The sequence below is a fragment of the Deltaproteobacteria bacterium genome (assembly GCA_020845895.1).
Taxonomy (GTDB): Bacteria; Lernaellota; Lernaellaia; order JACKCT01; family JACKCT01; genus JADLEX01.
On the sequence record JADLEX010000058.1, the window covers coordinates 13,413 to 36,905 of the forward strand.

Here is a 23,493-nt window from a genome sequence, read left to right on the forward strand (position 1 = left end):
GCTTGACACTGACCGGTTTTTTCGTAATCATGCCGCATCGCCAGTGTGGGTAAGCCCGGTCGAATCTGAATGAGGAGCCTGCATGCTGTTTTCACGGGGGAAGAGCGTACTGGGCTTGGATATCGGCTCGAGTTCGATCAAGATTGCGGAACTCAAGGAAACCAAGACGGGCCTCCAACTCGCCAATTTCGGCGTCGAACCCCTCCCGCCCGAGTCCATCGTCGATTCGACGATCATGAACGCCCCCGCGGTCGTCGGTGCGATCCGCAAGCTCATCACGGCCAACCAGATCAAGACGCGCGACGTGGCGACCTCGGTGTCCGGCCACTCGGTCATCATCCGCAAGATCACGCTGCCCCTGATGACCGACGAGGAAATTGCGAGCAACATCCAGTGGGAAGCCGAGCAGTACATCCCCTTCGACATCAACGAAGTCAGCATCGACTACCAGCGCCTCGAGGCCGTCTCCGAGGACCAGGGCAGCCAGGACGTGCTGCTGGTCGCGGTCAAGAAGGAGATGGTCAACGACTACATGGCCGTGATCAACGAGGCGGGCCTGAACCCCGTGGTCATGGACGTGGACGCCTTCGCCGTCCAGAACATGTACGAGGTCAACTACGAGATGCAGCGCGGCAAGGTGATCGCGCTGGTCAACCTCGGCGCGGGCGTCATCAACATCAACATCGTGCGCAACGGCAACTCGGTGTTCACCCGCGACATGTCCATCGGCGGGAACCACTTCACCGAGGAGATCCAGAAGCAGCTCGGCGTGGGTCACGAGGAAGCCGAGCAGATCAAGGTCTCCGGCGGGCAGGGCGCGCAGGCCGATCAGATCAAGGGCATCATCGAGAACCTCAGTTCGGCGATCGCCCTGGAAACGCAGCGCAGCCTCGACTTCTTCATGGCCACCAGTTCGCTCGGCCATATCTCCAAGGTGTTCCTCTCGGGCGGCTGCGCCAAGAACGCGCGCATCACGCAGATCATCGAGAGCCAGATCGGGATTCCGGTCGAGGTGGTTGATCCCTTCAAGAACATCCAGATCAATCCGAACAAGTTCGACATGGACTTCATTCGGGACGTCGCGCCGGCGTGCGCGGTCGTCGTCGGGCTTGCGCTGCGAAGGACGGGCGACAAATGATCAAAGTCAACCTGCTTCCCGAGCAAAGGGCCAAGGGGAAGGGCCTCCGCAAAAAGGCCGGGGGCGCCGCGAAGCCGAAGATCGAGATCCCGGTCGCGTGGATCCTGATCGGCCTCGCCGCCGTGCTGGGAACCATGGTCGTGCTCGGCCTCGTCCAGTGGACGCGCGAGAAGAAGGCCGACTCGATCATGCAGGAGACGATGGCGGTCGACGCGCAGATCAAAAAGCTCGGCGGCGACATCCAGAAGCTCGAGGAATACAAGCGTCAGAAGGACGACCTCGAGAAGAAACTCAACGTCATCCTCCAGCTCAAGGTCGCGCAGAAGGGTCCCGTGCACGTGCTCGATCAGATCGCGAGCGCGGTGCCGCCCCGGCTGTGGATCCAGGAGTTCGCGGAAAACGGATCGTCGATGACGGTCGTGGGGACGACGACGGACCACCAGCAGATCTCGGCATTCATGGACAATCTGGAAAAGTCGCCGTTCTTCAGCGGCGTGGAGCTGACAAGCGCGATGATCGGCGCCGCCAAGGGCGCGACCCCGGCGAACGTGGACGCGGGCCAGACGCTCAAGAGCTTCCAGCTCAGCGCGGCGGTCCAGATTCCGAAAGACCTGAAGTGACGCGCGCGATGACGGGCCTTCTGAGGGCAAGGGGCTGATCGATGGCGAACTCGAAGAAGATTCTCATCGTCGTTTTCCTCGTGGCCGCGGTTTGCGCCGCGTATCTGTTTTTCTTTCTCCTGCCCAAGAACGACGAGATCAAGCAGCTCGAGGACACGCTCGACAAGCGTCAGGACGAGCTGGCCGAGAAGCAGCGCATCGCCAAGGACTTGGACATGTTCAACCGCCAGGTCACCGAATTGAACGAGCGCCTGCAGGAGTCGCTCAAGCAGCTTCCGGAAGACAAGGAAATCGCGGAAATCCTCCGCCTGCTGTCGCGTCTCGCCGGTATCTCCGGCATCGAGATGACGAATTTCACGGTGGGTGCCGAGGCTCCGAAGTCGATGTATTCCGAAGTGCCGATCGAGCTTCAACTCATCGGCGGCTTCCACAACATCGCGATCTTCTTCGACAAGATCGGCAAGCAGGAACGCATCATCAACATCTCCAACGTCAAGGTCGGGCAGCCCAAGGTCGTGAACGGCGAAACGGTCGTCACCACCACCTGCACGGCCACGGCGTTCCGGTTCATGGCGCAGCCGCCGCCTCCTCCTCCGGGCGAGGCCAAGAAGGCGCCCGAGGCCAAGAAAGAAGAAGAACCCAAACCCGGCGCCAAGAAGCCGGGTGCGAAATGAGCAACCACGGGCTGCCGGCCGGAACCACGGTTTCGGAACGCACGGAGTCGCCACGATGTCGTTGAGCGCGAAACAACGAAAGCACCTGGTCGCGACGACCCTGCTGGGTCTCGCCTGCCTCGGCCTTTGCGTCGTCGTCTCGGCGTGCGGCGGTTCGGATTCCGAGCCCGCGGACGATTCGGCCAAAGCCGCCGCGAAGGACGGCGGAAAGACCGAGACGAAGACCGCCGAGCCCGCGAAGCCCGAGTCCCTCCTCGACAAGGCGGAAGAGAAGATCGAGCAGGCCGTGGCGAAATCCGGTGAGATCAAGGTCGAGGACGTGCTCAAGAAGAGCGAGGAGGCCGAGAAGGGCCCGCTCGACGAGTACGCCTACGATCCCATCAACAAGGTCGATCCCTTCGCCGCCTCGACCACCGAGGCGGAACTGCCGGCATCGGGCGGCGCCGACGAAAACATCCTCACGAAATACGAGATCCGCTATTTCCGGCTGGTGGGCGTCGTGCACGACGAGGCCCAGCCCCGCGCCATTTTCGAGGACCCCAAAGGCAAGTCCTACGTCGTCGCGGTCGGCACGCCGATCGGACGCAACCTCGGCGTGATCGACGCGATCCTGAACGATTCGGTGATCGTGACCGAAAAGCGCGTCGTGCCCGGATCGGACGGCGTGATCGAGACGGTTCCCCTGAACATCAAGTTGCACCCCGAACGCGAGCAGGAAGGCACCGCCGCGTCGAAGTAAGGAGGGCTCGGATGCGTGGACCCCATCTGAATCGGATGACGCCGGCCTCGTGGATCGCCGCGATCCTGCTGGCCGCGTTTCTGTGCCCGGCCGTCGCCTCGGCGCAGGAAGAGGGCTACGTCCCGCTTTCGGGCGAGTTTGCCGAGAAGCAGTACTTCGGCAAGAAGATCACGATGGACTATCAGGACGCCGAGATCAAAAGCGTTCTGCGCGTGATCTCCGAGGTGTCGGGGATGAACATCGTGACCGGCGATGACGTCGTCGGCAAGGTCACGATCAAGCTGCAGAACGTGCCGTGGGACCAGGCGCTCGACGTCATCCTGCAGACCAAGAAGCTCGGCATGATCCAGGAAGGCAACATCATCCGGGTCGCGCCGCAGCAAACCCTGCAGGCCGAGAGCACGCAGAAGCTTGCCTCCGAGCAGTCCAAGCTCATGCTCGAGGAACTGCTGCTCGAGATGGTGCCGGTTTCCTACGCCAACGCCGACGACCTCGTGAACCCGCTGCGCACCGTGCTCTCCTCGCGCGGCTTCGTCGCCGTCGACAAGCGCACAAACGTCATCGTCATCAAGGACATCAAGCAGAATCTCGAACAGGCGAAAAAGCTGATCGTCAACCTCGACACGCAGACGCCGCAGGTCATGATTCAGGCGCGCATCGTCGAGGCGAACACCGACTTCACCCGCGAGCTGGGCGTCAAGTGGGGCGGTTACTACGTCGCCGACGCGGCCCACGGCAACTCCACGGGCATGACCTTCCCCAACAGCGTGCGCGTCACGGGCGCGAACGCGCTGGGCGAGTCCACGCAAAACACGACGACCGCGACGGTCGGCTCCTCGCGGGCCGGCTCGGCGATTTCGACCCTCAACAACGCGAACTACGTCGTGAACCTGCCGGCGCCCATCGGCCTCGGCGCGGGCGGCGGCGTGGGCATCACGATGGGCTCCATCAACGACGTCGTGGCCCTCGACCTGCAACTCTCGGCGATGGAAAACCGCGGTGAAGGTCGGGTCATCAGCCAGCCCAAGATCGTGACCCTCGACAACAAGAAGGCCAACATCACGTCGGGCGTGAGCATTCCGTTCCAGATCCGTCAGCAGGGCGAAACATCACTGTCGTTCATCGAGGCGAACCTCAACCTGATCGTCACGCCGCACGTCACCAACGACAAGAGCATCGTGATGGTCATCGAGATCGCGAAGAACGCGCCGAACACGTCGATCCCGACGTCCACGGGCGATCCGGCCATCGACAAAAAGGAAGCCAAGACCGAGACCCTCGTGCGCAACGGCGAGACCACCGTCATCGGCGGTATCTTCTCGTCCGAGGAAAGCCGCACCGAGCTGTCGGTTCCCTGGCTGTCCAAGATTCCGGTGCTCGGCTTCTTCTTCCGCGACCGCAAGCAGACGAACAAGCGGTCCGAGCTGTTGATCTTCATCACGCCGCGCATTGTCCAGGACAAGCCGGTCGTGTGACGAATCGGGCGGTCCGGCGCGACGCGCCGGGCGGCCTCGCGAGTGAAGCGTGAGATCTTTGACATGGAAAGGCGCTCCCCAACCGCACCTCGCTTGGTTTGACGCCGGGCCGCTGGAGCGGGCGCGAGATCATCTCGCGCGGGAGATTCGCCGGGAAGCCGCGGGCGGACGGGTCGTGATCGTCACGAGCCGAAACGTCCACCGGCTGTACCGCGAACGCTTTTTCGTTCCGCTCGCCCGGGCGCTCGACGCGCCCGAACCGGTTCGCCTGCCGGACGGCGAGGATCGAAAGGGCGTCGCCGAGTGGACTTCGATCTTTGAAAATCTGCTGGCCAATCGAATCGATCGTCGCGACGTGATCGTCGCGGTGGGCGGCGGCGTCCTCACCGACGTTGCGGGCTTCGCCGCGGCGACCTTCAAGCGCGGCCTCGCGTGGATCAGCGTGCCCACCACCCTCACGGGGCAGGTGGACGCCGCGATCGGCGGGAAGACCGCGGTGGATTTCGGCGCGGCGAAGAACATGATCGGGGCGTTCTGGCAACCGCGCGCGGTGGCGCTGATTCCGGCGTTTCTCGAAACGTTGCCGGATCGGGAGATCCGCTGCGGGCTCGCCGAGGTCGTCAAGACGGGCTTGGGGCTCGATGCGCGGTTCTTCCGCTGGATCGAGCGGCACGTCGACGATCTGCGAAATCGCGATCAAACCGCGCTCTCCCGCGTGGTGCGCGTGTGCGCAGCCGCGAAGCTGCGGGTCGTCGCCGACGATCCTCTGGATCAGGGCGGACGCGCCGTCCTGAATCTGGGTCACACCGTCGGGCACGCGGCCGAGGCCGCCGGAAATTTCCGGCGCTGGAACCACGGTGAGTGCGTGGCGACGGGGATGGTGGTGATGGCAAGGCTCGCCGAGCGACGGGGTTATTTGACCGTCGCGGCGCGAACGCGTTTGGAACGCTTGATCGACGAACTCGACCTGCTGCCGCGGCGTTTGCCGAAACCGGAAGAGGTCGAATCGTTCCTTATGCTCGACAAGAAGAAGATTGGCCGGCGGATTGTCGCCGTGATCCCGGGTCCGATCGGAGAATTCCGATTGGAACCGCTGGATCCGAGGGAGTTGGTGGAAGCTCGATACTGGTCCGGGTTCCGCAAGACCGGGAGGAAGGTCTCATGAGAAAGTGGTTCATTTTGGTCGCGTTCGCCATGGTTCTCGGTTCGCTCGCGATCGTGGCTTCGTGCGGCGAGACCGATCCGGCCCAAGCCCCGGCGGGTGCGGGGATCGAGTTTGTCGCTGAGACGGGCGATGGCGAGGCGGTGGTCTTCACGTTGGATTATGGGACTCACGAGATCTGTGGTATCGAAATCCCAGACTCCTGCCAGGAAGCGTTTTACGCCAGAATGGAGCAATACTGCGTCGAGCCACACATGCAAAGATATCCAGACAAGACGCAGGCCGTGGCTGAAGCAGAATGCAAAGATCGAACGGTGTGGTGCGATTATACGCTCACGCCGATCAGCGAAGGCAGTTCCGAAACGTTGGGCGCTTTGGCTGCGATTTTCGAGGAAGGGGAGTGCGGGTACTACGAGCAGATCCTCGTCGCGATCGTGAGTCGTTCGTCCGGTTCTTCGGCGAGTACAGACGTCGTCGCTGGAGTGCCGCTCAACGGCGTCGAAGTGCGTTGGGTGACACAGGGTCCGCTCTTCGAACTCTATGAGTTGTCGGATGTCCCGGGCGAAATCCCGCCACTCGCCAATCCCTATATGGATGAGACTGATGACCGGGGAATTACGGAACTGAAGGTCCGCTTCCCGCTTCCGATCGCGGCCGGTTCTCAGATCGATCGAATCGTGACGGTCGACATCGGCGTGGATGTGGCGTCTTACAAGTTTACGGTGACGACCGAAGAGGGCGACACCAGTACGGGCGACGACGACGACGCGACCGACGACGACGCGGGTTGATCGCTCGATAGACTCGAAAACACGGCGGGCGCCCCTCGGGGCGCCCGTTGACGTTGGAGGCCGATCATCGTCGGCCCGTTACTTCTCATTCTCCTTCGCGGTCCATCGCCGCCGGGCGTCCTCCAGCCGGTCCAGTGTGCCGACGTCCGAACTGAATCCCCGGACCACGTAGCCGCCGACGGACAGGCCCGCGGCGATCGCGGCCGCGATGGCGTCCGTCAGGTAGAATTCGCCGTTCGCGCTCGGCGCGAGGTCGGAGATGAAGTCGAAGACGCGGGCATCGAGCAGGCAGATCCCGCGTTTGTTCAAATTCGTCGTGCTCGTTCCCTTCGGCGGCTTCTCGATGATGCGTTCGACGCGCCCGTCGCCGTTCAGATACACCGCCGCGCCTTCCCACGGATCGTCGATCTCGTCGCACATGATCGACCAGTCGAACCCGCCGTCGAGATGAAACTCCAAAAACTCGGTGTAGTTGCGCGCGTCGAGCACGAAGATGTCGCCGTACGCGAGAAAAAACGGCGTCGTCTGAACAGACATTTCCGCCTGGGCGAGCGCGTGCGCGGTGCCTTTTGCCTCGCCCTGACGCACGAAACTCGTCGCCACGTCCCAGCGCTCGCCGTCGGCGAAGTACGCCTCGACCTTCGCGGCGAGCCAGCCCGTCACGAAGACGACGTTGTCCACGCCCGCGGAGACGAACCCTCGCAGCACGTGTTCCGCAAGGGGCCAAGGGCCCACGCTGACGAGCGCCTTGGGGATCGCCTTTGTCAGCGGACGCAGACGCGTCCCCGGTCCAGCCGCCAGAATGACCCCGTCCATCGGCGCGTGTCCGTCCTTTCAAGTCTCAATGAAACGGAAATTGCCGTTTGATTCTTATACCACATCGCGACGTTCCGAGAACCCGTTGGACACTCACCGGCGCTTGCGTTGCGCCGATCACTTTCGGCCGCCGCGCGCGCGGTCTAAGATCGAAGGGAATCGCAACGCGGGATCGGCGGGCCGGTGTCGATTGGAATCCAAAACCTCTGGCGGATGGGCTACGGCACGCTGGGCTGGCACGTGGCAGGGCGGCGGCGTCCGCTGAACGTCATGCTGTCGCTCACCGACCGCTGCACCTACCTGTGCAACTACTGCCAGATTCCGCTGCGCAAGAGCCGCGAGATGACGCTCGAAGAGCTTCGCACGCTCTTCGGCCAGATGCGCGAGGCGGGCGTGGCGCGCCTTGGCCTGTGGGGCGGTGAGCCGCTGGTGCGCAAGGACATCGCCGAGATCCTTCGAAGCGCGAAGGAGCACGGATTCTACATCAGCGTGGACACCAACGGGCAACTCGCGTCGAAGCGTCTAGACGCGGTGCCGTACGCGGATCACTTCGTCGTCTCGCTCGACGGTCGCGAGGACGCGCACGACCGCAACCGCGTCGCCGGCGCGCACGCGGGCGCGATCGAGGGAATCCGCCTGCTCGCCGGCCGCACGCGGCTGTGGACGATCACCGTGCTCACGCGACACAACCTCGGCGACATCGACTATGTGCTCGATCTCGCGCGCACGCACGGCTTTTTGGCCACGTTTCAGGTGCTGCACCACAACGAGGTGCTCGGGTACAACTCGGGCGATCTCGCGCCCGCGGACGACGATCTGCGCGGCGCGGTGGCGCGCCTGATCGACGCCAAGGAGCGCGGCGCGCCGATCGCGAACACGGCGCACTACCTGCGCTACCTGCGCGCGTGGCCCGACTACGCGAAGCCCATGAGCCGCGAGCGCGTCGGCTGGCTGCCGTGCGTCGCGGGGGATCTGTTCGCGAACATCGACACCAACGGCGACCTGTACCCCTGCTCGCTCACCGTGGGGCTGGTCCCGAAAAAGAACGTGCTCGAAGTGGGTTTCGCCGAGGCATTCCGCGCGACCTCGCGCATGGGCTGCGAGTCGTGCGATGCGTCGTGCTACGTGGAATACAACCACCTGCACGCGCTGCACCCCGGCGCGATCGCCGATTTCACCGGCGCGGTGGCGCTCAGGAAGACGGCCCCGGCGGCGCCATGACGCCAGCCAGCCGCGCCACGCACGCGGCCGGCAACTCGATCTCATCCCCGTCCCACGGCCGCTCCAGGGCGCGCACAGCCTCCGGATGCGCGAAATCGTTGCGCAGGTCGGGATGCGGCGCTGAGAGAATTTCGATCGAAGTCCAGCGCACTCCCGGCGCGTCGACGCGCACGCGCACCGGACCGTGCCAGCGCCGCTGCGCCACCACCGCACCGATGGCGTCGCCGTCGCGCGCGGCCCACGCCTCGACGGTCGGGATTGCGCCGGTCGGCGGGATCGCGCCCAGTTTGCGCGTCGAGAACGTCGGGCCGATCGGCGTGACCGCGAGGCGTTCGCCGCGCAGCGCGGCGGCGAACATGCGCATGACGTGCCAGAGCGGGGTGACGACGACGCGCGACGCGTCCGCGCGAATGAGGCCGAGCACGTTGATCGCCTGGGCGAGATTGGCCATGCCCACGACCTCGGCGTGCTCGACGATGGCGCCCGCCATGCCCGCGAGCGCCACGGCGTCGCGCATGCGCCACCACGTCTTGTAGGTCTGCAAGACCCACCACCACAGGTTCCACTCGTCGAGCGCGATGCGCACGCGCCCGGCGAGGCCCGCGTCGCGGATCTGCGCGGCGACGAAGCGGATCTTGCGGGCGACCTCGACGCCCGCCGCGCACAGGCTCGCGTGGTTAGCCGCGCCGCCGCCGATGGGCCGCGCGAGGTAGAGCGGATTGTTCATGCTCGGCAGGTAGACGTGCAGCGCCAGATACGCCATGCGCTCGCCGACTTCGCCGAGAACGACCGGGTTCCATTCGGGCCACAGATCGCACGTGCCCACCGCCACGGGCGTGATGGATGCATCCGCCTCGCTCATCGCGGCGTGGAATTCGCGGTAGCGCCCGGCATAGGTCTTCGCGTCGCAGTGCCCGATCGACCAGAAGCCGTAGGTCTCGTTGCCGATGCCCCACACGCGCACGCCGAGCGGATCGGTCGCGCCGTTTCGCGCGCGTTGCTCCGCCTCGGGGCCACGTGTTTGATTGCAGTACGCAACCCAATCGGCGGCTTCGCGCGGCGTGCCGCTGCCGAGGTTAATGTTGATGTAGGGCTCCGCGCCGAGATCGCGGCACAGCGCGACGAACTCGTGCGTGCCGAAAAGGTTGGGATCCTTCGGGCCGAGCAGCGGGCCGTAGCGCCCCCAGTATTTGTTGGGGCGCACGGGGCGATTCGACCCGACGCCGTCGCGCCAATGGTAGCCATCGGCGAAGAGTCCGCCGGGCCAACGCAGGATCGGCACGCCCATCTCGCGCATCCGGCGCACGATCTCGTCGCGCGGTCGTCCGGCGGCGTCGAGCAGGCCGCCGCGATACAGGCACGCGCCCAGGTTCTCGAGGAAATGGCCGAAGAGCCACGGCGAAATCGCGGGGCCGGGCGACTGTGGATCGATGCGAAGAGTGGCAAGCATGGCGGGCTCCGATGCGCGGCCATGATACGACCGGATGGAGGGAGGTCAACGCGACGCGAACGCTCAGACCTGCAGCGACTCGACAATGCGGCGGTACGACGCGTAGCGATCCGGCGCGAGACGGCCGTCCTTGACGGCGCGTGCGACGGCGCAGTTCGGCTCGCCCGCGTGCAGGCAATCGCGGTAGCGGCATTCGGCGGCGATCGCGGCGATGTCGGCGAAGGCGCGCACGACGTGCGTGGGCTCGACGCCGATGAGACTGAACTGACGCACCCCCGGCGTGTCGATCACGAAACCGTCGCCGAAGGGGTACGCGCGCGCGGTGGTGGTGGTCTGGCGGCCACGACCGGTGGTCGCGTTCATTTCCCCCACGACGATCGCGGACTCGGGCAGCAGGCGGGCCAGAATCGACGACTTACCCACGCCCGAGTGGCCGGAGAGCACGCTTGTGCCTTCGCGCATCAGCGCTGCGAGATCGTCCAGACCATCGCCGTGCGTCGCCGACACGCACACCACATCAACACCGTATGCTTCGTGGCGGCGGGCGAGGTCGATGACGCCCGGCTCGGCGCGGTCGATCTTGTTGAGCACGAGCACGAGCGGCAGCCCCATCACGGCGGCGAAGACCTGATAGCGGTCGGTGAAGCCGTCGCGATAGGGCGGGTCCGCGGCGGACTGCACGAGCACCACGCGATCGATGTTGGCGGCGAGGATCTGCGAGCGGGTCAGGTCGGCGCGGGCGAGCACGGCGAGGCGCGGCCGGATCTCGCGCACGAACTCGTCATCGCACACCACGATGTCGCCGGCGACCGCGGACAGATGTCGCGGAATCGGAAGGCGCACGGGCGCCTCCTGCTCGAAACGCACCAGGCACTGAATGCCGTAATTGGCGAGAACGCGTCCGGTTCGGGTGGGTTCGGAATCGACGGGTTCGGCACGGCGGCGCTTGCCCGCGCGGACGCCGCGATCATCGATCCGATCGACGAATTCGCCCGTGGGCTTTCGCGACCGTCCGCCCAACTACTCCGACCCGATTCCGGTGAGGCCGTACAGGTCCGCGAACTTCGTCATCCAGCCCATGACCTGCATGTCGCTGTCCATGTCCTGTCCGAGGTTGACCGTGGAGAACTCGTAGTAGGACGTGTCGCCCTCAACCCGGGCCAGTTTCTTCTTCTGCTCGTCGATCTTCTCAACGAAGGTGCGGTAGCGGTTCAGCGTCGCGGGGCTCTGCGCGAACGCCTCTTCGACGGGCTTTCCCTTCGCCTCGTCCTCGATCTTTTTCTTTTCGCCCTCGAAGAAGTCGATACGCCGCACGATGGCGTCGCGCTCGGACCGGTTCACGAATTTGAACTCGCCCTTCTTCGGCACGATGCGCAGCACGCCGACCTCGCGCCCGCGCGCGGGCACCTGCAGCACCGGCACGCCGGCCATGTCCTGCACATCCTGGCTGAAGATGCCGCTGTGATTGCCCGCGAGCACGAACGCGACGCCCTTCACCTTGTCGGCGAATTTGCGCGTCTCGTCCTTGTTCAGGTGCGCGAGCGCGACGACGAAGTCGGCCTTGCCCTTGAGTTCGGAGACCGCGGCGACGGCCGCCTCGATCGGGTCTTGGACCTCGTACCCCTGCGTATTCACCTTGATGCCGCGATAAATGAGGTCGCGCGACACGACGCCGAACAGGCCCACGCGGTAGCCGCCCGCCGAAACGACGATCGTCGTCGGTCCCACGGGTTTGCCGGATTTTTGATCGATCAGGTTCGCGGCAAGCCACGGGTACTTCGAGCGCTCGACCTGCTTCGCGAATTCCTCGCCGCCGAGGGCAAATTCCAGCGCGCCGGGCGCGGCCCCCGTGATCTTCATGTGGTTCATGACGTCGATGAAGAGGTTTGCGCGCGAGCGCTCCTGCGACAACTCGGCGGGGCCATAGCTCGGGTGTTCGTGAAACTGGTTGCCCACGTCCACGATGAGGAGGTCCGACGCCTTCTCGCGCAGCTTCGACGCGTAGAACGCGCGCTTGGCGAGGCCGCCCGACGGGTTCGCCTTGCAGCCGCACGGGGCGTATTCGCCGCGCACGTCGCCGCTGATCATGATCGTCACCGCGCCGCCCTCCTGCGCGTTCGAGGGCCCGCACGACGCGGCGAGCGCGACCAGCAAGCCCGCCGCGACGAGCGACGCAACCCGGGACATTCTCATTTTCCCTTCTCCCGGCCTGCCGCGAGGCCATTTTGAAGCCGCTCATGATAGGGAAAGTCCAGCCGCGTTGGCAACAACGCAAAGCCCACCGGCATGCGCGTGCACGCATTCGCCATCGCCGTCTCGATCTCCCACGCGGGAAAAAACGTCTTGGTCGCGGGATCGACGATCGGCAGCGCGAAGATCCACTTCTTGCCGTCGGCGTTGAGTTTTTGCGCCTCGATGTTGAGCCGCTCGAGCGCCTTCGGCCGATCCTGCGCGAGCAGCCCCTGCGCCGCCGCGAGTTCGCGCCACGGGGCGCGCACGACAAAGCCGTCCACACCGGTCGCGGCCAGCAGCGCCGCGTCCTGCGAACGGCGCGCCAGCGCGTCCGCGGGCGCGAGCAGCGAGAGCGCGTCGATCTCGATGAAGACCGGCAGCCCCGGCCGCGCGGCCTTGATCGCTTCGACGAGTCGGCGCACCACCACCGCCGCGCGCGCCGCCTTGACCTCGGCGAAGCGCGCGTAGGGTTCCGTCAGCTCAACTTCGGACGTTCCGTCCGTGCGCACAGCGAGCGCGCCGAAAAACTCGCGCGGCTCGTAGGTGAGCTGCGTCGCGGCGGTGAACGCGGCGAGCGCCGCCGGGCTCAGGCTCTCGGTTTCGCGCGAGGCGAGATCGGTCAGGATCACGCCGTCGACCGACGACGCGGCGAGATCGGCGGCGAGTGCCGCGAGCGCGTCCACGGCCTCGTCGTTGAAAAGGTCGAGACGCGATCCCGCGCGCGGCTCCTTCGCTTCGGCGTCCCACGCGCGGTCGGCCCATTCGGGTTTCGAGGCCGTCCACCACGGCGCAACGCCCACGGGCAGCGTCGCCAGCAGGCGCACCCGCGCCGAGCGCGCCGCGAGGCCCGCGCTCGACATCACGTCGGCCACCTGCGGGGCGTGCGTCGTGCGGAAATAGGCGCCCTCGCGTACCACGGGCTGCCCCGCCAGCGCATGCATCCCAACGCCGGGCCGCGTCGTCGCCGCGACGACCATCGTGTTCAGTCCCGCCGCCGCGAGCTGACCCGCCGCGCGCTTCGCCGTGTCCTCCGTCGCGAACGGCAACTCGTCGGCCCACGTCGCGAGATGGCGGATCGGATCGAGGCGCATTTCGGGCCGCGCGGCGGTGAGCGTGTGGCCGACCTTGGCCGTGCATTCGGCGAGCCGCGCCTTGGCGTCGCGCGCGTTGGTGCCCAGTGGGAATCGTTGCAGGTACAGCGCGTGCCAGCCTCCGCCGCGCTCGCAGTCGCCTTCGACGCGCCACGACTCGGCGGTCTTGTAGATCGCGTCCCGGGCGAAGGGCGACTCGGGATAGTTCGCGACGATGCGCGCAAACTTGTCGCGCGCTTCGTCGTACGCCTTCGCGTAATACGCGCGCACGCCGGCCTGATAGAGCGCGGCGGGGTCCTCGGCCGGCGCCGGCGCGGACGTCGGCGCGGGCGTCGCTTGCTGCGCGGAGATCGGCGTCGCGAACGCGGCAACGAGCAGGATGATCGTCAGAAAGCGGCGGGGCATGGCGGCGATGTTCCCACGAATGCGCCGATTCGCCAACGAGTTGGTCGCGGGGGTGGGTCAGTCAGCGCGCGGTCCTTCTGACCGAGGCAAAGTGGAGCAGAAAGCCTGCCCCGAGCGAAGCCCGCGGTGAGCGGAGTTGAGCCGGCGACGGTAATCCATTTCGGAGCCGAAAATAGTTCTTGACAAATATTTTAGTGACCCGCATGATCCATATCATGTCTGACTGCATGAAACCAAAAACGAATTCGAAGTCGATAGCCGAAGTCGAGTTTCGCTCCCCGACATGGACGAACGCCATGACTGGTTATTCCGCGCGCATTCTTCGTTGGCCCAAATCGACTTCGCGAACCGCTCACCCGAGCGACTCTCTCGCAGCCGCCGTAGCCGCTCTCGCCGAACTCGCGCGACGACCTTTCAAAAAGGGTTCGACTTCAGGGCGCGCGTCCATTCTGGCCATCGGTCTCGCGGTCTTCGCGCTCGCTGGCCTTCTTTCCCGCTCCGCCATCGCTCAAGAGCTCGATCGCGATTCCGCGCTTTATGCCGTTGAACATTGGAATAGTACTTGTTGCAATACTACCGAGTGCAAAACAGTCGAGTCTTGGTCTGAAATGGCTTCCGGGTGGTATAATGAAATTCGAAGCTTGGCCAATCACGGCAGCTTGGCATTCAAAGACAATTCACAGTATTACGTTGACGGGTCCTTGAAGCAAGACTGGTTCACCGACGAGGACCGCACCGCTTACGGAAATGACGTTAATTACATCGATAAATTTGACGCTGCCATTGTTGCGTTTCACGGCCATGTCGACGACGGGGCGGGAAATTGGCGTGGCTCGATGCGCGTGAAAAACGTTGACGATGAGTGCTTGCTTGAACCTGCGGAAATGCAATTAGGCGATGGTGATATGGAAAATCTTGTCATGTCGTCATGTCACTCTGGAACAAAATCAACTTTTGACTATTGGTCGAGCGGCTTTCGATGGGCGTTTTCCGGCGGATTACAGGAAGTGAACGGCTTCCACGGACTCATGTGGATTTCGACCGGATATACAGATGAATACGCCGATTTTGCCAGCGACGGATTCGATACAAACGTCGCGAGTGCTTGGCTGGACAATTTGTACAAATATCGTAGCGGAATCGATTCTCAGTGTCCTGTTTCTTTCGCTGGGGGCTCCACGCTCTGGGAGGGGTTGGGATACCTGACCGGATATGATTATACCGACTGGGGTTCTGACCCGGACGGATCGACATATTGGTCACGGACCGGAATCGCGGGTTGCAACCCCGAAGACGCGCCCGCGTGGTGAGACACGATGAAGGAGCCGACGATGGAATATTTGGATAAACGCATTGCTTGTGGTCGGGTTGAAACGGATTCCAATTCCTGTATTGTAAAATTACTCTGCTTGGTCTTGTTTTCTCTGCTTGTCTTCGGAGCGTTTTCAACGCCAGCCATGGGATCTGGTATTAGCGAAACAGACGACGATTCATTTTCTGACTTATTCAGCGAAATATTTGAAAAGACCTCGTCAGAAACGGCTCGTTTGCGCGACGCGATGGAGTCACCTGATTCACCAATGGGGAGCTCTGGCCTGTTTTCCAGAAATACCTGCGAAATGCTTTCCGAGGAATTTGACATCGTAGATTTGGAACGTATCTATGGCCGCGAAAGATTTCGATATCGCACAGAAAAGCGACTTTCGAAATGCGATGTTCTCCGAGGTTACTTTAGACTCATCGACCAATCCACTGACGTATCAAACATCGCCGAAGATCGACGAGCTATTTCCATTAACGACTATCGCGCATTTGACCATAATGGCCTGAATGACATTATTCTTAAATTTGGCTTGTCCGAGGAAGATTTCGATGTGATTATTTATGATTTGGTGACGTTGGAATCAGGGGTTGACGAAATAGTCGAATTTCGATCATTCTACGAGTATATGGTCACGGTGCCGCGAATCTACAATAGATTATTGCCCGTTCCAGACAGCTACATGCGATTCGCGTTTGACGACAGCAACAGGCTGAAACGAGCGTTAGTGAAATGGCCAAGCATTCAGATTGATTTTGGCGGTTATGCGAAATCGGACATCGAAATTGCGAGTGAAATATATGCATCGGTCATGGCATTTATGCCTAAGCCGGAGTTTAGTGAGATTAGAATTGAATCCATTATCGCGGAATCGATCTGCGGTGGAGCTTCGAATTATTATCCAGCGTTCAGAGTGGCAGTCGTGCAAAAAGGAAGCGCCGGTGTAGAATTCGATGTTGGTTATTATGATGAGACAGAAGACATTCAATGCGGAGACAGTTTATGAAAGCGAAAAGCGTAACAATGGCAAAAACCCTAATTGTACTATTCGCTTTCGTGCTTTTTGGCAGTTGCACCCAGAAAGATGAGGCCGACGACGACAACGGCGCGTGCGTTCCTTTAGGCCATTACCCTGACTCTTCGGAGTGGCCATATTTCAGTGAGTGCATGGAAAAGTCCGGCAGCATGGAAAAATCCGATGAGGGAAGTCCGTTTCCGTGCTCCGAGGAATTCGTTCTATTGTCTTGGGATGGAAATTCTATTTCGATTCGGCATGACTGTATACCCGGACAGTGCGGATGGAAGTTTGAGCACGAATTTCTCATTGATGACAGCACCATCACGTTGATTGAGAGAGACACCTCTACCGAGGTCGCGGGATGCAGTTGCAAATTTCGGGGAGCGTTTCACGAAAGTGTTGAGGCGGGAGTCTACGAATTTCGAATCATTGCTGATGCCGCCGCTTGGGGAGGCGAAGTCGCGACACGCCTCTCCGAACCGATCGAACTCACGGCATCGGAATCCGCGGAGTACTGCTTTCACATCGAGTATTGAGCGGAGTATCGGACGCGCACCGTTTCACCCGCCGCCCAGATAGGCGGTGCGGACGTTTTCGTCGGCGAGGAGCTGCGCCGACGGCCCTTCGAGCGTGATGCGGCCCGTCTCCATCACGTATCCCCGCTGCGCCAGATGCAGCGCGGCCTGCGCGTTTTGCTCGACCAGCAGGATCGTGACGCCCGACGCGGCGAGCTCGGCGATAACGCGGAAGATCTGCGCGACGATGAGCGGCGCGAGGCCGAGCGACGGTTCGTCGAGCAGCAGCAGGCGCGGTTTGGCCATGAGACCGCGCCCCACGGCCAGCATCTGCTGTTCGCCGCCCGAGAGCGTGCCCGCGGTCTGGCGGCGGCGCTCGGCCAGCACGGGGAAGAGGGCGAAGACGCGGTCGAGATCGGCGCGGATGCCCGCCGCGTCGCGCCGCGTGTACGCGCCCATGTCGAGGTTTTCGGCCACGGTCATCTTGGGGAACACGCGCCGCCCCTCGGGCACCTGCACGAGGCCCATGGCCACGATTTCGTGCTCGGGCGCGCGCGTAATGTCGCGGTCCTCGAAGACGATGCGCCCCGCGCCCGCGCGGATCAGGCCCGACACGCACTTGAGCGTCGTCGATTTGCCCGCGCCCTTCGACTTCATCCTCGGGGTGCGTCTGCGCAAGGACCCGGACGTGGCGGATCTGCCGCACATGACGCGCGAGTTCGACGAGATTGCGCCGGGCCTCGGCGTCGCGGAACGCACGTTGTCGGGCAAGCGCTACGTCGTCTGCTTCAACGCTGGAACTCAGGCCGCTGTTTCATCACAACGACGACACGCGGATCGGCCACATCGTCGCGTGCTTCCTCGCGCTGCGTTTGGAGGTCGATCTGCAGCGGCGGCTCGACGAGAAGAACATCGACACGTCGTAGCCGACGCTGATGCGGGAACTTGCGCGCGTGCAGGTCGTTCACCTCGAACTGGACGGGAAGGCGCGGCTCCCGCGGACGGACCTCGCCGGGTCCGCGCACGAGGCCATCGCCGCCGCGGGGATGCGTCCCCCGCCGCCCGTCACCTTGATGAAAGTATCCGAAACGTAGTGCCTAACCCGAGAGGTGTGCGCATAAGTACCTGAAATGGCGACGGATTCAAAATTTCACTGTCGAAAATGAGTTCGGGACGGCACGGAAAGGATGCTTGAAGTCACAGAGGTTGCTTTCGAAGGTGCACACTGGAAGCAGGTGACAGGCAATCTTTGGTAGAAGAGTGAAGGTCAAGACCTTCCCGGACCGTTTGAAATTACCAATCTGAGGACCAATACCTCGCTCGCTCCGGCGCGCGTCTTTCGACCTCACTCGGTCACAAAATCATGGGCGGGGGCGCCCGCGCCACACGACGCGACCGTTTTTACGCTCTTCGCTTTACTCACGCTTCGCGGCAAGATCCTTCACTTCGTTCAGGATGACAAGAGCGATCGGACGCTTCGCGCTGCTCGGATCAGGACTCGCATCGCTGCGCGCTGCATGTCCCCGGTCGTTGCTCAAAGCGCGTAAACGCGACAACATTGCCGCGCTCATGAAACGCCTCGTCGCACGCCGCCTGCTGCTCCTCATCCCCACCGCGTGGGGCGTGGCAACCCTCGTCTTTTTCCTGATTCACATGATCCCTGGCGACCCGGTCGAGGTCATGCTCGGCGAGACCGCCGCCGCCGCGGACAAGGATCTCCTGCGCACGCAGCTCGGGCTGAACGACCCCATGCCCGTGCAGTACGGCCGTTTTCTGACGGGCGTCGTGCGCGCCGATCTGGGTGAGAGTTTCTTCTACCGGGCACCCGTCGCAAGCATCATCGGCGCGCGGTGGACGGCCACGGCCAAACTCGCCGTCGCCGCGCTGCTGATCGCCATCGTGATCGCCCTGCCCGCCGGCATCTTCGCGGCGGTGCGTCACCGGACGTTTTTCGATCGCGCGACCATGATCGGCGCGCTCGTCGGCGTCGCCATGCCCAACTTCTGGCTCGGGCCGCTGCTGATCCTGATCTTCTCGATCGGTCTCGGCTGGTTGCCGGTGTCGGGCGACGAGAGCGCGGCGTCGATCGTGCTTCCCGCACTCACGCTGGGCCTCGGCATGGCGGCGATGCTCTCGCGCATGACGCGCTCGTCGATGCTCGAAGCGATGAACGAGGACTACGTCATGACCGCGCGCGCCAAGGGGTTGCCCGAGCGGACGGTGATCCTCAAACACGTGTTGCGCAACGCGCTGCTGCCGGTCATCACGATCCTCGGATTACAGGTCGGCGCGCTGCTGTCCGGCGCGATCATCACCGAAACGGTCTTCGCGTGGCCGGGGCTCGGCACGTTGCTCGTCGGCGCGATTCAGGCCCGCGACTACCCCGTGGTGCAGGGATGCGTGCTCGTCATCAGTGCGTCGTACGTCGTCGTCAATCTGCTCGTCGATCTCGCGTACGCCGTGGTCGATCCGCGGGTGCGTCTGGAGGGGCGATGAAGCGAAGCATGGCGGCGGTAATCGGACTCGCCCTGCTCGCGCTCCTCGCGCTGGCGGCCGTCCTTGCGCCGTTTGTCGCGCCGCACGCGCCGACCGCCATCAACCTCGACGCGGCTCTGTGCGTTCCCGGGGCCGGGCACCTGCTCGGTTGCGACGAACTGGGGCGCGACGTGTGGTCGCGACTGCTGTGGGGATCGCGCGCGTCGATGGCGGTGGGCATCTGCGCGGTGCTCGTGTCGATGACGATCGGCGTGTTGGTCGGCGCGGTCGCGGGGTACGCGGGCGGCGTCGTGGACGCGATCGTCATGCGCGGCATCGACATCCTGCTGGCCTTCCCCGGCATCCTGCTCGCGATCGCGGTGGCGGGCGTACTGGGGCCGTCGTTCGTCAACGTCATCATCGCGCTTTCCGTCTTGGGCTGGGTCGGTTACGCGCGGCTCGTGCGCGGGCAGGTGCTGTCGATCCGCGAGCGAGACTTCGTGCTGTCGGCGAGGTCAATCGGCGCATCGCCGTGGCGCATCGTGTGGCGGCATGTGTTGCCCGAGGTCGCCGCGCCGGTGGTCGTACAGGCGACCTTCGGTGTCGCGGGGGCGATCCTCGCCGAGGCGTCGCTGTCGTTCCTCGGGCTCGGCCCGCAGGACGTGCCCACGTGGGGCGCGATGCTCGCCGAGGGGCTCGACTACCTACTCACCGCCCCGAATCTGTCCGTATGGCCGGGCCTCGCGGTGCTCGTCACCGTGCTCGCGTTCAACATCGCCGGCGACGGTCTGCGCGACGCGTTGGATGTGAAGGCGGCGTAAGGGGAGGACGCCGATTGGCATTTCATCGACAAATCGTGACTTCGGCTCGCGAGTCCTTACGCGCGCTCCAGTTCGGTGCCGACCCGCAACCGTTCGAGATACCCCGCATAGCCGTACAGCCGGTCGCGGCGTCGACCGGTCTGCTCCGCCAGGATCCCCGCGTCCACGAGCGTGGCGATCGCCCGGGCGGCCGTCGGTTTCGTCGTCCCCAGAAGGTCGACGACGAGCGCGGTCGTGAGTACCGGGTGATCGGGAAGCATCTCGAATAGCCGGGCGCTCGCCGCACCCGCTCCGGGCGACTCGAGCGCGCGCAGCCGATCGCGCGCGATGAGTTCGTGCAGGTCGCGCGCCGTCGCCACGGCTTCGTCGGCGATCGCGCGGACACCTTCCAAAAAGAAGGCGATCCATCCCTCAAAGTCGCCGTCCGCGCGAACGGCGTCGAGCCGTCGGTAGTACTCGACGCGATTCCGCTTGAAGTGGAGGCTGAGATACAGCAGGGGTTGCGTGAGAATGCCCCAGTGCTCCAGCAGCAGCGACACGAGGAGACGGCCGATCCGTCCATTCCCGTCGAGATAAGGGTGGATGGACTCGAATTGAACGTGGACGAGTCCCGCGCGCACCAATGCGGGGATTGGGCTTTCGGAATGGATGAAGTTTTCGAGGTCGGCGAGCAGCGACCCGACGAGGTTCGGCGGCGGGGGCACGTACGCCGCATTGCCCGGGCGTGTGCCCCCGATCCAGTTCTGGCTTCGGCGTATGTGCCCCGGCGACTTGGCCTGCCCACGGGCTCCGGCCAAGAGGCGGCGATGCGTCTCGTTCAACAATCGCGTGGAAATCGGCAATCCCCGGGGATGGCGAATCTGTTCGCGCGCGTACTCGACCGCATCGAGATACGAACAGACCTCGCCGACGTCGAGCGGCGCGGCCTCCGCGCTTCCCGTCGCTTCGAACGTGAGCAGATCCATGAGCGTGGTCTGCGTGCCCTCGATCTGCGTCGAAACCACCGCCTCTTTTCGGACAAAAGAATAGAGGAACCAGTTCATCGACGGAACAAGGCCACCGACCAAATCCAGATTTGCGAGCGCGCTCGTGGCGTCGTCGAGCAACCGAATCGTCGGCGCGTCGAGATCGAGCGGGGGATCGCTCGGCGGCAGGGACGCGGGCACGAACGCCCTGACCGTCTCCCCCGCGAGCGAACTGGACTCGTATCGCCCGGTGACGCGTTTCATGTCCCGACTCCTTCCTGGTAAAGGATTCTTTCCCAACTCGAGTCGTTAGTAAAGACTTCTTTACTAACGACGATTTCGGTGCCGCGCGTGGGTGCCCGGCCTATCGCCTCGGCCTCTGGTCCCGCCGCCGCCGGGCCGCGTATAATCCGCCCTCGTTCGCCAAGGATCGCGGCACCTTTTCGGCAGGGAGAACCGGCGTGAGAGGACAGTCCAAAAAACAAACCGCACTCTGGGTTTTCGCGGCGACCCTGGTCGTCGCAGGGCTTTCGTGGGCGGGCGAACTCGAACCGCCGCTCGGCATGATCGCCCGCAGGCTCGTTCCCGATGCGATGATGCGCATTCCGCAGCTCATCCCCGCGTTTGAACAAAAAGACGGCTCGTGGATGGTCCCGGTCATGATCCGCACGAGCGGCGATGCCGACCTGCTCGAAGACGAACTGCGCGAAGCCGGCGTTGCCGTCGGGCGCGCGGTCGGACCGGTCGTGACGGCGACCGTCGATTCGCGGTTGCTGGAGGATGTCTCCGCGCGGCCGGACGTCGCCATGGTCGAACTCGCGTGGCCGGTGCGCCCTCTGCTCGACATCTCCGCGCCGCTGATCGAGGCCGACCGCGTGTGGGAGGAGTTCGCCCTGCGCGGCGAGGGCGCGGTGGTGGGCGTGGTCGATACCGGTACGGCGTGGAATCACCCCGACTTCTACGATCCCGACAACGGCGAGAGCCGCATCGAATGGCTGTGGGATCAATCGCTGCGTCCCGAGGGCGACGAAAACGGCCCCGCCGATTACCCCTACGGCATCGAGTACACGCGCGACGAACTCACGACGGCGTTCGCGACCGGCGATCCCGATGCCCTGCGTACGTCGGACGACGTGGGCCACGGCACGCACGTGCTGGGCACGGCGGGCGGCAACGGCGCGGCAACGGGCAACGGGTATCCCGCCGGGCGATACGTGGGCATCGCGCCGGCGGCGCATCTGGTCGCCGTCAAGGCGAACCTCATCGCGAGTTTCGTGCTCGACGGCGTCGCCTATGTGTTCGAGCGCGCGGAAGAACTCGGTTTGCCCGCGGTCGTGAATCTTTCGCTGGGAACGCACCTCGGCGCGCACGACGGCACGAGCGGCCTCGATCAGGGCGTGGCGGCAATGGCCGGGCCGGGGCGCATCATCGTGGCCGGCGCGGGCAACGAGCAGCACATGGGCTATCACGCGCGCGTGACGCTCGCCGAGGGCGAGACGACGACCGTGACATTTCTCGTCGGCGCGCACGACGCACACGACCTCATTCCCGACATCCTCGCCATCGCGGCCTACCCGCCGCAGGATTCCGATTACACGTTCAAGGTCACGAGCCCGGGCGGCGAGGAACTGGAGTCGGGGCCGCACCAGCCGGGATCGGCGATCACGCCGGACGGCATCTGGCTGCTCGACAACGCATTTTTGTTTCGCGGCAACGACCTGAACGGGCTCGCGACGACGCTGATCGCCCTCGTCGGCAATCCGCTGACGGCGGGCGAAACACGCAACCTGCTCGCACCGGGCGAGTGGACGATCGAGATCACCGCGAACGACATCGACGGAACCGAGACGATCGATCTGTGGATCATGGCGTCACTGATGAACGGACAGCAGCAGTGCTGCACGACATTCGACGAGGGACTCGACGAGGGATTCATGGTCGCGTCGCCCGCCAGCTCGGACGGCGCGATCGCCGTGGGCGCGTACTACTCGCGATTCACGTGGACGAATGAGAGCGGCGACGAGACGGGCTACGGCGTGGACTACACGCTCGGCGACCTGGCGTTTTTCAGCAACCACGGTCCTCGCCCCGACGGCGTGCGGAAACCCGAGATCGTCGCGCCGGGGTTCGGCATCGCGGCGGCGGTGTCGCACGGGAGCGAGATCGCGGGCGCGTACGCGGGACAGATCGTCGAGGACGGCGAACACATCGTGCTGCAGGGCACGAGCATGGCGTCGCCGCATGTGGCGGGCGCGACGGCGCTGCTTCTCTCCGAGCATCCCGACGCGACGCCGGACGACATCCGCGCGTGGTTGGCCGCGGGCGCGATCACGGACGAGTTTACGGGCGAGGTCCCGAACGACGCCTGGGGATTCGGAAAGCTCGACATTTATCGGTCGCTCTTGGCGTCGAATGAATCCGACGACGACGATGACGATTTCGATGACGATGACGACGCCGACGACGATACGGATGACGATGCGGATGATGACGTCTTGGATGACGACCCTTCGACAGGCTCAGGGCCGGGCGACGACGACGATGACGGATGCGGGTGCTGAATC

The 23,493-nt window shown here is 64.0% G+C and carries 23 protein-coding genes; 14 read left to right on the forward strand and 9 right to left on the reverse strand.

The features are described from left to right. Positions 1-82: 82 nt before the first annotated feature. Genes pilM through IT350_08255 form a run of 7 tightly spaced genes read left to right on the forward strand, consistent with a single transcriptional unit; the run spans position 83 to position 6,599 of the window. Entirely contained in the window at positions 83-1,138 is a 1,056-nt protein-coding gene (gene pilM / locus IT350_08225; protein ID MCC6158026.1) for a type IV pilus assembly protein PilM, read from the forward strand. Then, positions 1,135-1,758, forward strand: coding sequence for a PilN domain-containing protein (locus IT350_08230; GenBank protein ID MCC6158027.1), 624 nt, complete (start codon positions 1,135-1,137; stop codon positions 1,756-1,758). The genes pilM and IT350_08230 overlap by 4 nt, the downstream gene beginning before the upstream one ends. A gap of 41 nt (positions 1,759-1,799) precedes the next feature. Beyond that, positions 1,800-2,432 (forward strand): type 4a pilus biogenesis protein PilO, encoded by a 633-nt coding sequence (pilO, locus tag IT350_08235; protein ID MCC6158028.1) that lies wholly within the window; start codon positions 1,800-1,802, stop codon positions 2,430-2,432. A 55-nt stretch (positions 2,433-2,487) separates the two neighbouring features. Then, positions 2,488-3,171 (forward strand): pilus assembly protein PilP, encoded by a 684-nt coding sequence (locus IT350_08240; protein MCC6158029.1) that lies wholly within the window; start codon positions 2,488-2,490, stop codon positions 3,169-3,171. Between the two features lie 11 nt (positions 3,172-3,182). Beyond that, positions 3,183-4,646 (forward strand): type IV pilus secretin PilQ, encoded by a 1,464-nt coding sequence (gene pilQ, locus IT350_08245; GenBank protein ID MCC6158030.1) that lies wholly within the window; start codon positions 3,183-3,185, stop codon positions 4,644-4,646. 49 nt (positions 4,647-4,695) lie between these two features. Further along, positions 4,696-5,811, forward strand: coding sequence for a 3-dehydroquinate synthase (aroB, locus tag IT350_08250; protein ID MCC6158031.1), 1,116 nt, complete (start codon positions 4,696-4,698; stop codon positions 5,809-5,811). Further along, entirely contained in the window at positions 5,808-6,599 is a 792-nt protein-coding gene (locus tag IT350_08255; GenBank protein MCC6158032.1) for a hypothetical protein, read from the forward strand. Before aroB ends, IT350_08255 begins: the two co-directional genes overlap by 4 nt. A gap of 78 nt (positions 6,600-6,677) precedes the next feature. On the opposite strand, the gene IT350_08260 is transcribed toward IT350_08255, so the two are convergent. Next, entirely contained in the window at positions 6,678-7,415 is a 738-nt protein-coding gene (locus IT350_08260; protein ID MCC6158033.1) for a nucleotidyltransferase family protein, read from the reverse strand. Positions 7,416-7,598: 183 nt separating this feature from the next. On the opposite strand from IT350_08260, the gene IT350_08265 reads away from it, so the two are divergent. Then, a complete protein-coding gene (locus IT350_08265) occupies positions 7,599-8,636 on the forward strand; it encodes a radical SAM protein (protein MCC6158034.1) in 1,038 nt (345 codons plus the stop codon). On the opposite strand, the gene IT350_08270 is transcribed toward IT350_08265, so the two are convergent. From IT350_08270 to IT350_08285, 4 genes are all read right to left on the reverse strand, one after another. Next, a complete protein-coding gene (locus IT350_08270; GenBank protein MCC6158035.1) occupies positions 8,608-10,086 on the reverse strand; it encodes a hypothetical protein in 1,479 nt (492 codons plus the stop codon). The two genes, IT350_08265 and IT350_08270, sit on opposite strands and share 29 nt — an antisense overlap. Before the next feature lie 63 nt (positions 10,087-10,149). Next, positions 10,150-11,106, reverse strand: a complete 957-nt coding sequence (rsgA, locus tag IT350_08275) for a ribosome small subunit-dependent GTPase A (protein ID MCC6158036.1) — start codon at positions 11,104-11,106, stop codon at positions 10,150-10,152. Continuing rightward, on the reverse strand, positions 11,107-12,279 hold the full coding sequence (locus IT350_08280) for a hypothetical protein (protein ID MCC6158037.1): 1,173 nt from the start codon (positions 12,277-12,279) through the stop codon (positions 11,107-11,109). Continuing rightward, the gene (locus IT350_08285; GenBank protein MCC6158038.1) at positions 12,276-13,814 is read right to left on the reverse strand and encodes a hypothetical protein; all 1,539 of its coding nucleotides are present in this window, start codon (positions 13,812-13,814) and stop codon (positions 12,276-12,278) included. Before IT350_08285 ends, IT350_08280 begins: the two co-directional genes overlap by 4 nt. A 296-nt stretch (positions 13,815-14,110) precedes the next feature. Here IT350_08285 and IT350_08290 point away from each other — a divergent pair, with 296 nt between their 5' ends. The 3 genes from IT350_08290 to IT350_08300 are packed head-to-tail and all read left to right on the forward strand — an operon-like array spanning position 14,111 to position 16,689. Continuing rightward, complete coding sequence (locus IT350_08290; GenBank protein MCC6158039.1) at positions 14,111-15,124, forward strand: hypothetical protein; 1,014 nt, start codon at positions 14,111-14,113, stop codon at positions 15,122-15,124. Between the two features lie 21 nt (positions 15,125-15,145). After that, the gene (locus IT350_08295; GenBank protein MCC6158040.1) at positions 15,146-16,141 is read left to right on the forward strand and encodes a hypothetical protein; all 996 of its coding nucleotides are present in this window, start codon (positions 15,146-15,148) and stop codon (positions 16,139-16,141) included. Next, the gene (locus IT350_08300; GenBank protein MCC6158041.1) at positions 16,138-16,689 is read left to right on the forward strand and encodes a hypothetical protein; all 552 of its coding nucleotides are present in this window, start codon (positions 16,138-16,140) and stop codon (positions 16,687-16,689) included. Before IT350_08295 ends, IT350_08300 begins: the two co-directional genes overlap by 4 nt. A gap of 24 nt (positions 16,690-16,713) precedes the next feature. On the opposite strand, the gene IT350_08305 is transcribed toward IT350_08300, so the two are convergent. The 3 genes from IT350_08305 to IT350_08315 all read right to left on the reverse strand — a co-directional run bounded on the left by IT350_08305 (position 16,714) and on the right by IT350_08315 (position 18,239). Next, positions 16,714-17,325 (reverse strand): ABC transporter ATP-binding protein, encoded by a 612-nt coding sequence (locus tag IT350_08305; GenBank protein ID MCC6158042.1) that lies wholly within the window; start codon positions 17,323-17,325, stop codon positions 16,714-16,716. A 131-nt stretch (positions 17,326-17,456) separates the two neighbouring features. Continuing rightward, entirely contained in the window at positions 17,457-17,693 is a 237-nt protein-coding gene (locus IT350_08310) for a hypothetical protein (GenBank protein MCC6158043.1), read from the reverse strand. Positions 17,694-18,083: 390 nt separating this feature from the next. Then, positions 18,084-18,239: a hypothetical protein gene (locus tag IT350_08315; GenBank protein MCC6158044.1), complete on the reverse strand. Its 156-nt coding sequence runs from the start codon at positions 18,237-18,239 to the stop codon at positions 18,084-18,086. On the opposite strand from IT350_08315, the gene IT350_08320 reads away from it, so the two are divergent. Together IT350_08320 and IT350_08325 are read left to right on the forward strand one after the other, a co-directional pair. Further along, positions 18,238-19,164, forward strand: coding sequence for an ABC transporter permease (locus IT350_08320; GenBank protein MCC6158045.1), 927 nt, complete (start codon positions 18,238-18,240; stop codon positions 19,162-19,164). The genes IT350_08315 and IT350_08320 overlap by 2 nt on opposite strands. Further along, positions 19,161-19,964: an ABC transporter permease gene (locus tag IT350_08325; protein ID MCC6158046.1), complete on the forward strand. Its 804-nt coding sequence runs from the start codon at positions 19,161-19,163 to the stop codon at positions 19,962-19,964. Before IT350_08320 ends, IT350_08325 begins: the two co-directional genes overlap by 4 nt. 56 nt (positions 19,965-20,020) lie before the next feature. On the opposite strand, the gene IT350_08330 is transcribed toward IT350_08325, so the two are convergent. Continuing rightward, positions 20,021-21,193 (reverse strand): Fic family protein, encoded by a 1,173-nt coding sequence (locus tag IT350_08330; protein ID MCC6158047.1) that lies wholly within the window; start codon positions 21,191-21,193, stop codon positions 20,021-20,023. A 197-nt stretch (positions 21,194-21,390) separates the two neighbouring features. On the opposite strand from IT350_08330, the gene IT350_08335 reads away from it, so the two are divergent. Next, positions 21,391-23,490: a S8 family serine peptidase gene (locus IT350_08335; GenBank protein ID MCC6158048.1), complete on the forward strand. Its 2,100-nt coding sequence runs from the start codon at positions 21,391-21,393 to the stop codon at positions 23,488-23,490. The last annotated feature ends 3 nt before the right edge of the window (positions 23,491-23,493 follow it).

What these genes read in the sequence shown, in the direction of transcription:
- IT350_08280 (MCC6158037.1), bottom strand. Translation starts at nt 12,279, where the DNA reads ATGAGAATGTCCCGGGTTGCGTCGCTCGTCGCGGCGGGCTTGCTGGTC.
- IT350_08285 (MCC6158038.1), bottom strand. Translation starts at nt 13,814, where the DNA reads ATGCCCCGCCGCTTTCTGACGATCATCCTGCTCGTTGCCGCGTTCGCG.
- IT350_08320 (MCC6158045.1), top strand. Translation starts at nt 18,238, where the DNA reads ATGAAACGCCTCGTCGCACGCCGCCTGCTGCTCCTCATCCCCACCGCG.
- IT350_08255 (MCC6158032.1), top strand. Translation starts at nt 5,808, where the DNA reads ATGAGAAAGTGGTTCATTTTGGTCGCGTTCGCCATGGTTCTCGGTTCG.
- pilQ (MCC6158030.1), top strand. Translation starts at nt 3,183, where the DNA reads ATGCGTGGACCCCATCTGAATCGGATGACGCCGGCCTCGTGGATCGCC.
- pilM (MCC6158026.1), top strand. Translation starts at nt 83, where the DNA reads ATGCTGTTTTCACGGGGGAAGAGCGTACTGGGCTTGGATATCGGCTCG.
- IT350_08295 (MCC6158040.1), top strand. Translation starts at nt 15,146, where the DNA reads ATGGAATATTTGGATAAACGCATTGCTTGTGGTCGGGTTGAAACGGAT.
- IT350_08240 (MCC6158029.1), top strand. Translation starts at nt 2,488, where the DNA reads ATGTCGTTGAGCGCGAAACAACGAAAGCACCTGGTCGCGACGACCCTG.
- IT350_08270 (MCC6158035.1), bottom strand. Translation starts at nt 10,086, where the DNA reads ATGCTTGCCACTCTTCGCATCGATCCACAGTCGCCCGGCCCCGCGATT.
- IT350_08260 (MCC6158033.1), bottom strand. Translation starts at nt 7,415, where the DNA reads ATGGACGGGGTCATTCTGGCGGCTGGACCGGGGACGCGTCTGCGTCCG.
- pilO (MCC6158028.1), top strand. Translation starts at nt 1,800, where the DNA reads ATGGCGAACTCGAAGAAGATTCTCATCGTCGTTTTCCTCGTGGCCGCG.
- IT350_08325 (MCC6158046.1), top strand. Translation starts at nt 19,161, where the DNA reads ATGAAGCGAAGCATGGCGGCGGTAATCGGACTCGCCCTGCTCGCGCTC.
- IT350_08315 (MCC6158044.1), bottom strand. Translation starts at nt 18,239, where the DNA reads ATGAGCGCGGCAATGTTGTCGCGTTTACGCGCTTTGAGCAACGACCGG.
- IT350_08230 (MCC6158027.1), top strand. Translation starts at nt 1,135, where the DNA reads ATGATCAAAGTCAACCTGCTTCCCGAGCAAAGGGCCAAGGGGAAGGGC.
- IT350_08300 (MCC6158041.1), top strand. Translation starts at nt 16,138, where the DNA reads ATGAAAGCGAAAAGCGTAACAATGGCAAAAACCCTAATTGTACTATTC.
- IT350_08305 (MCC6158042.1), bottom strand. Translation starts at nt 17,325, where the DNA reads ATGAAGTCGAAGGGCGCGGGCAAATCGACGACGCTCAAGTGCGTGTCG.
- IT350_08290 (MCC6158039.1), top strand. Translation starts at nt 14,111, where the DNA reads ATGACTGGTTATTCCGCGCGCATTCTTCGTTGGCCCAAATCGACTTCG.
- IT350_08330 (MCC6158047.1), bottom strand. Translation starts at nt 21,193, where the DNA reads ATGAAACGCGTCACCGGGCGATACGAGTCCAGTTCGCTCGCGGGGGAG.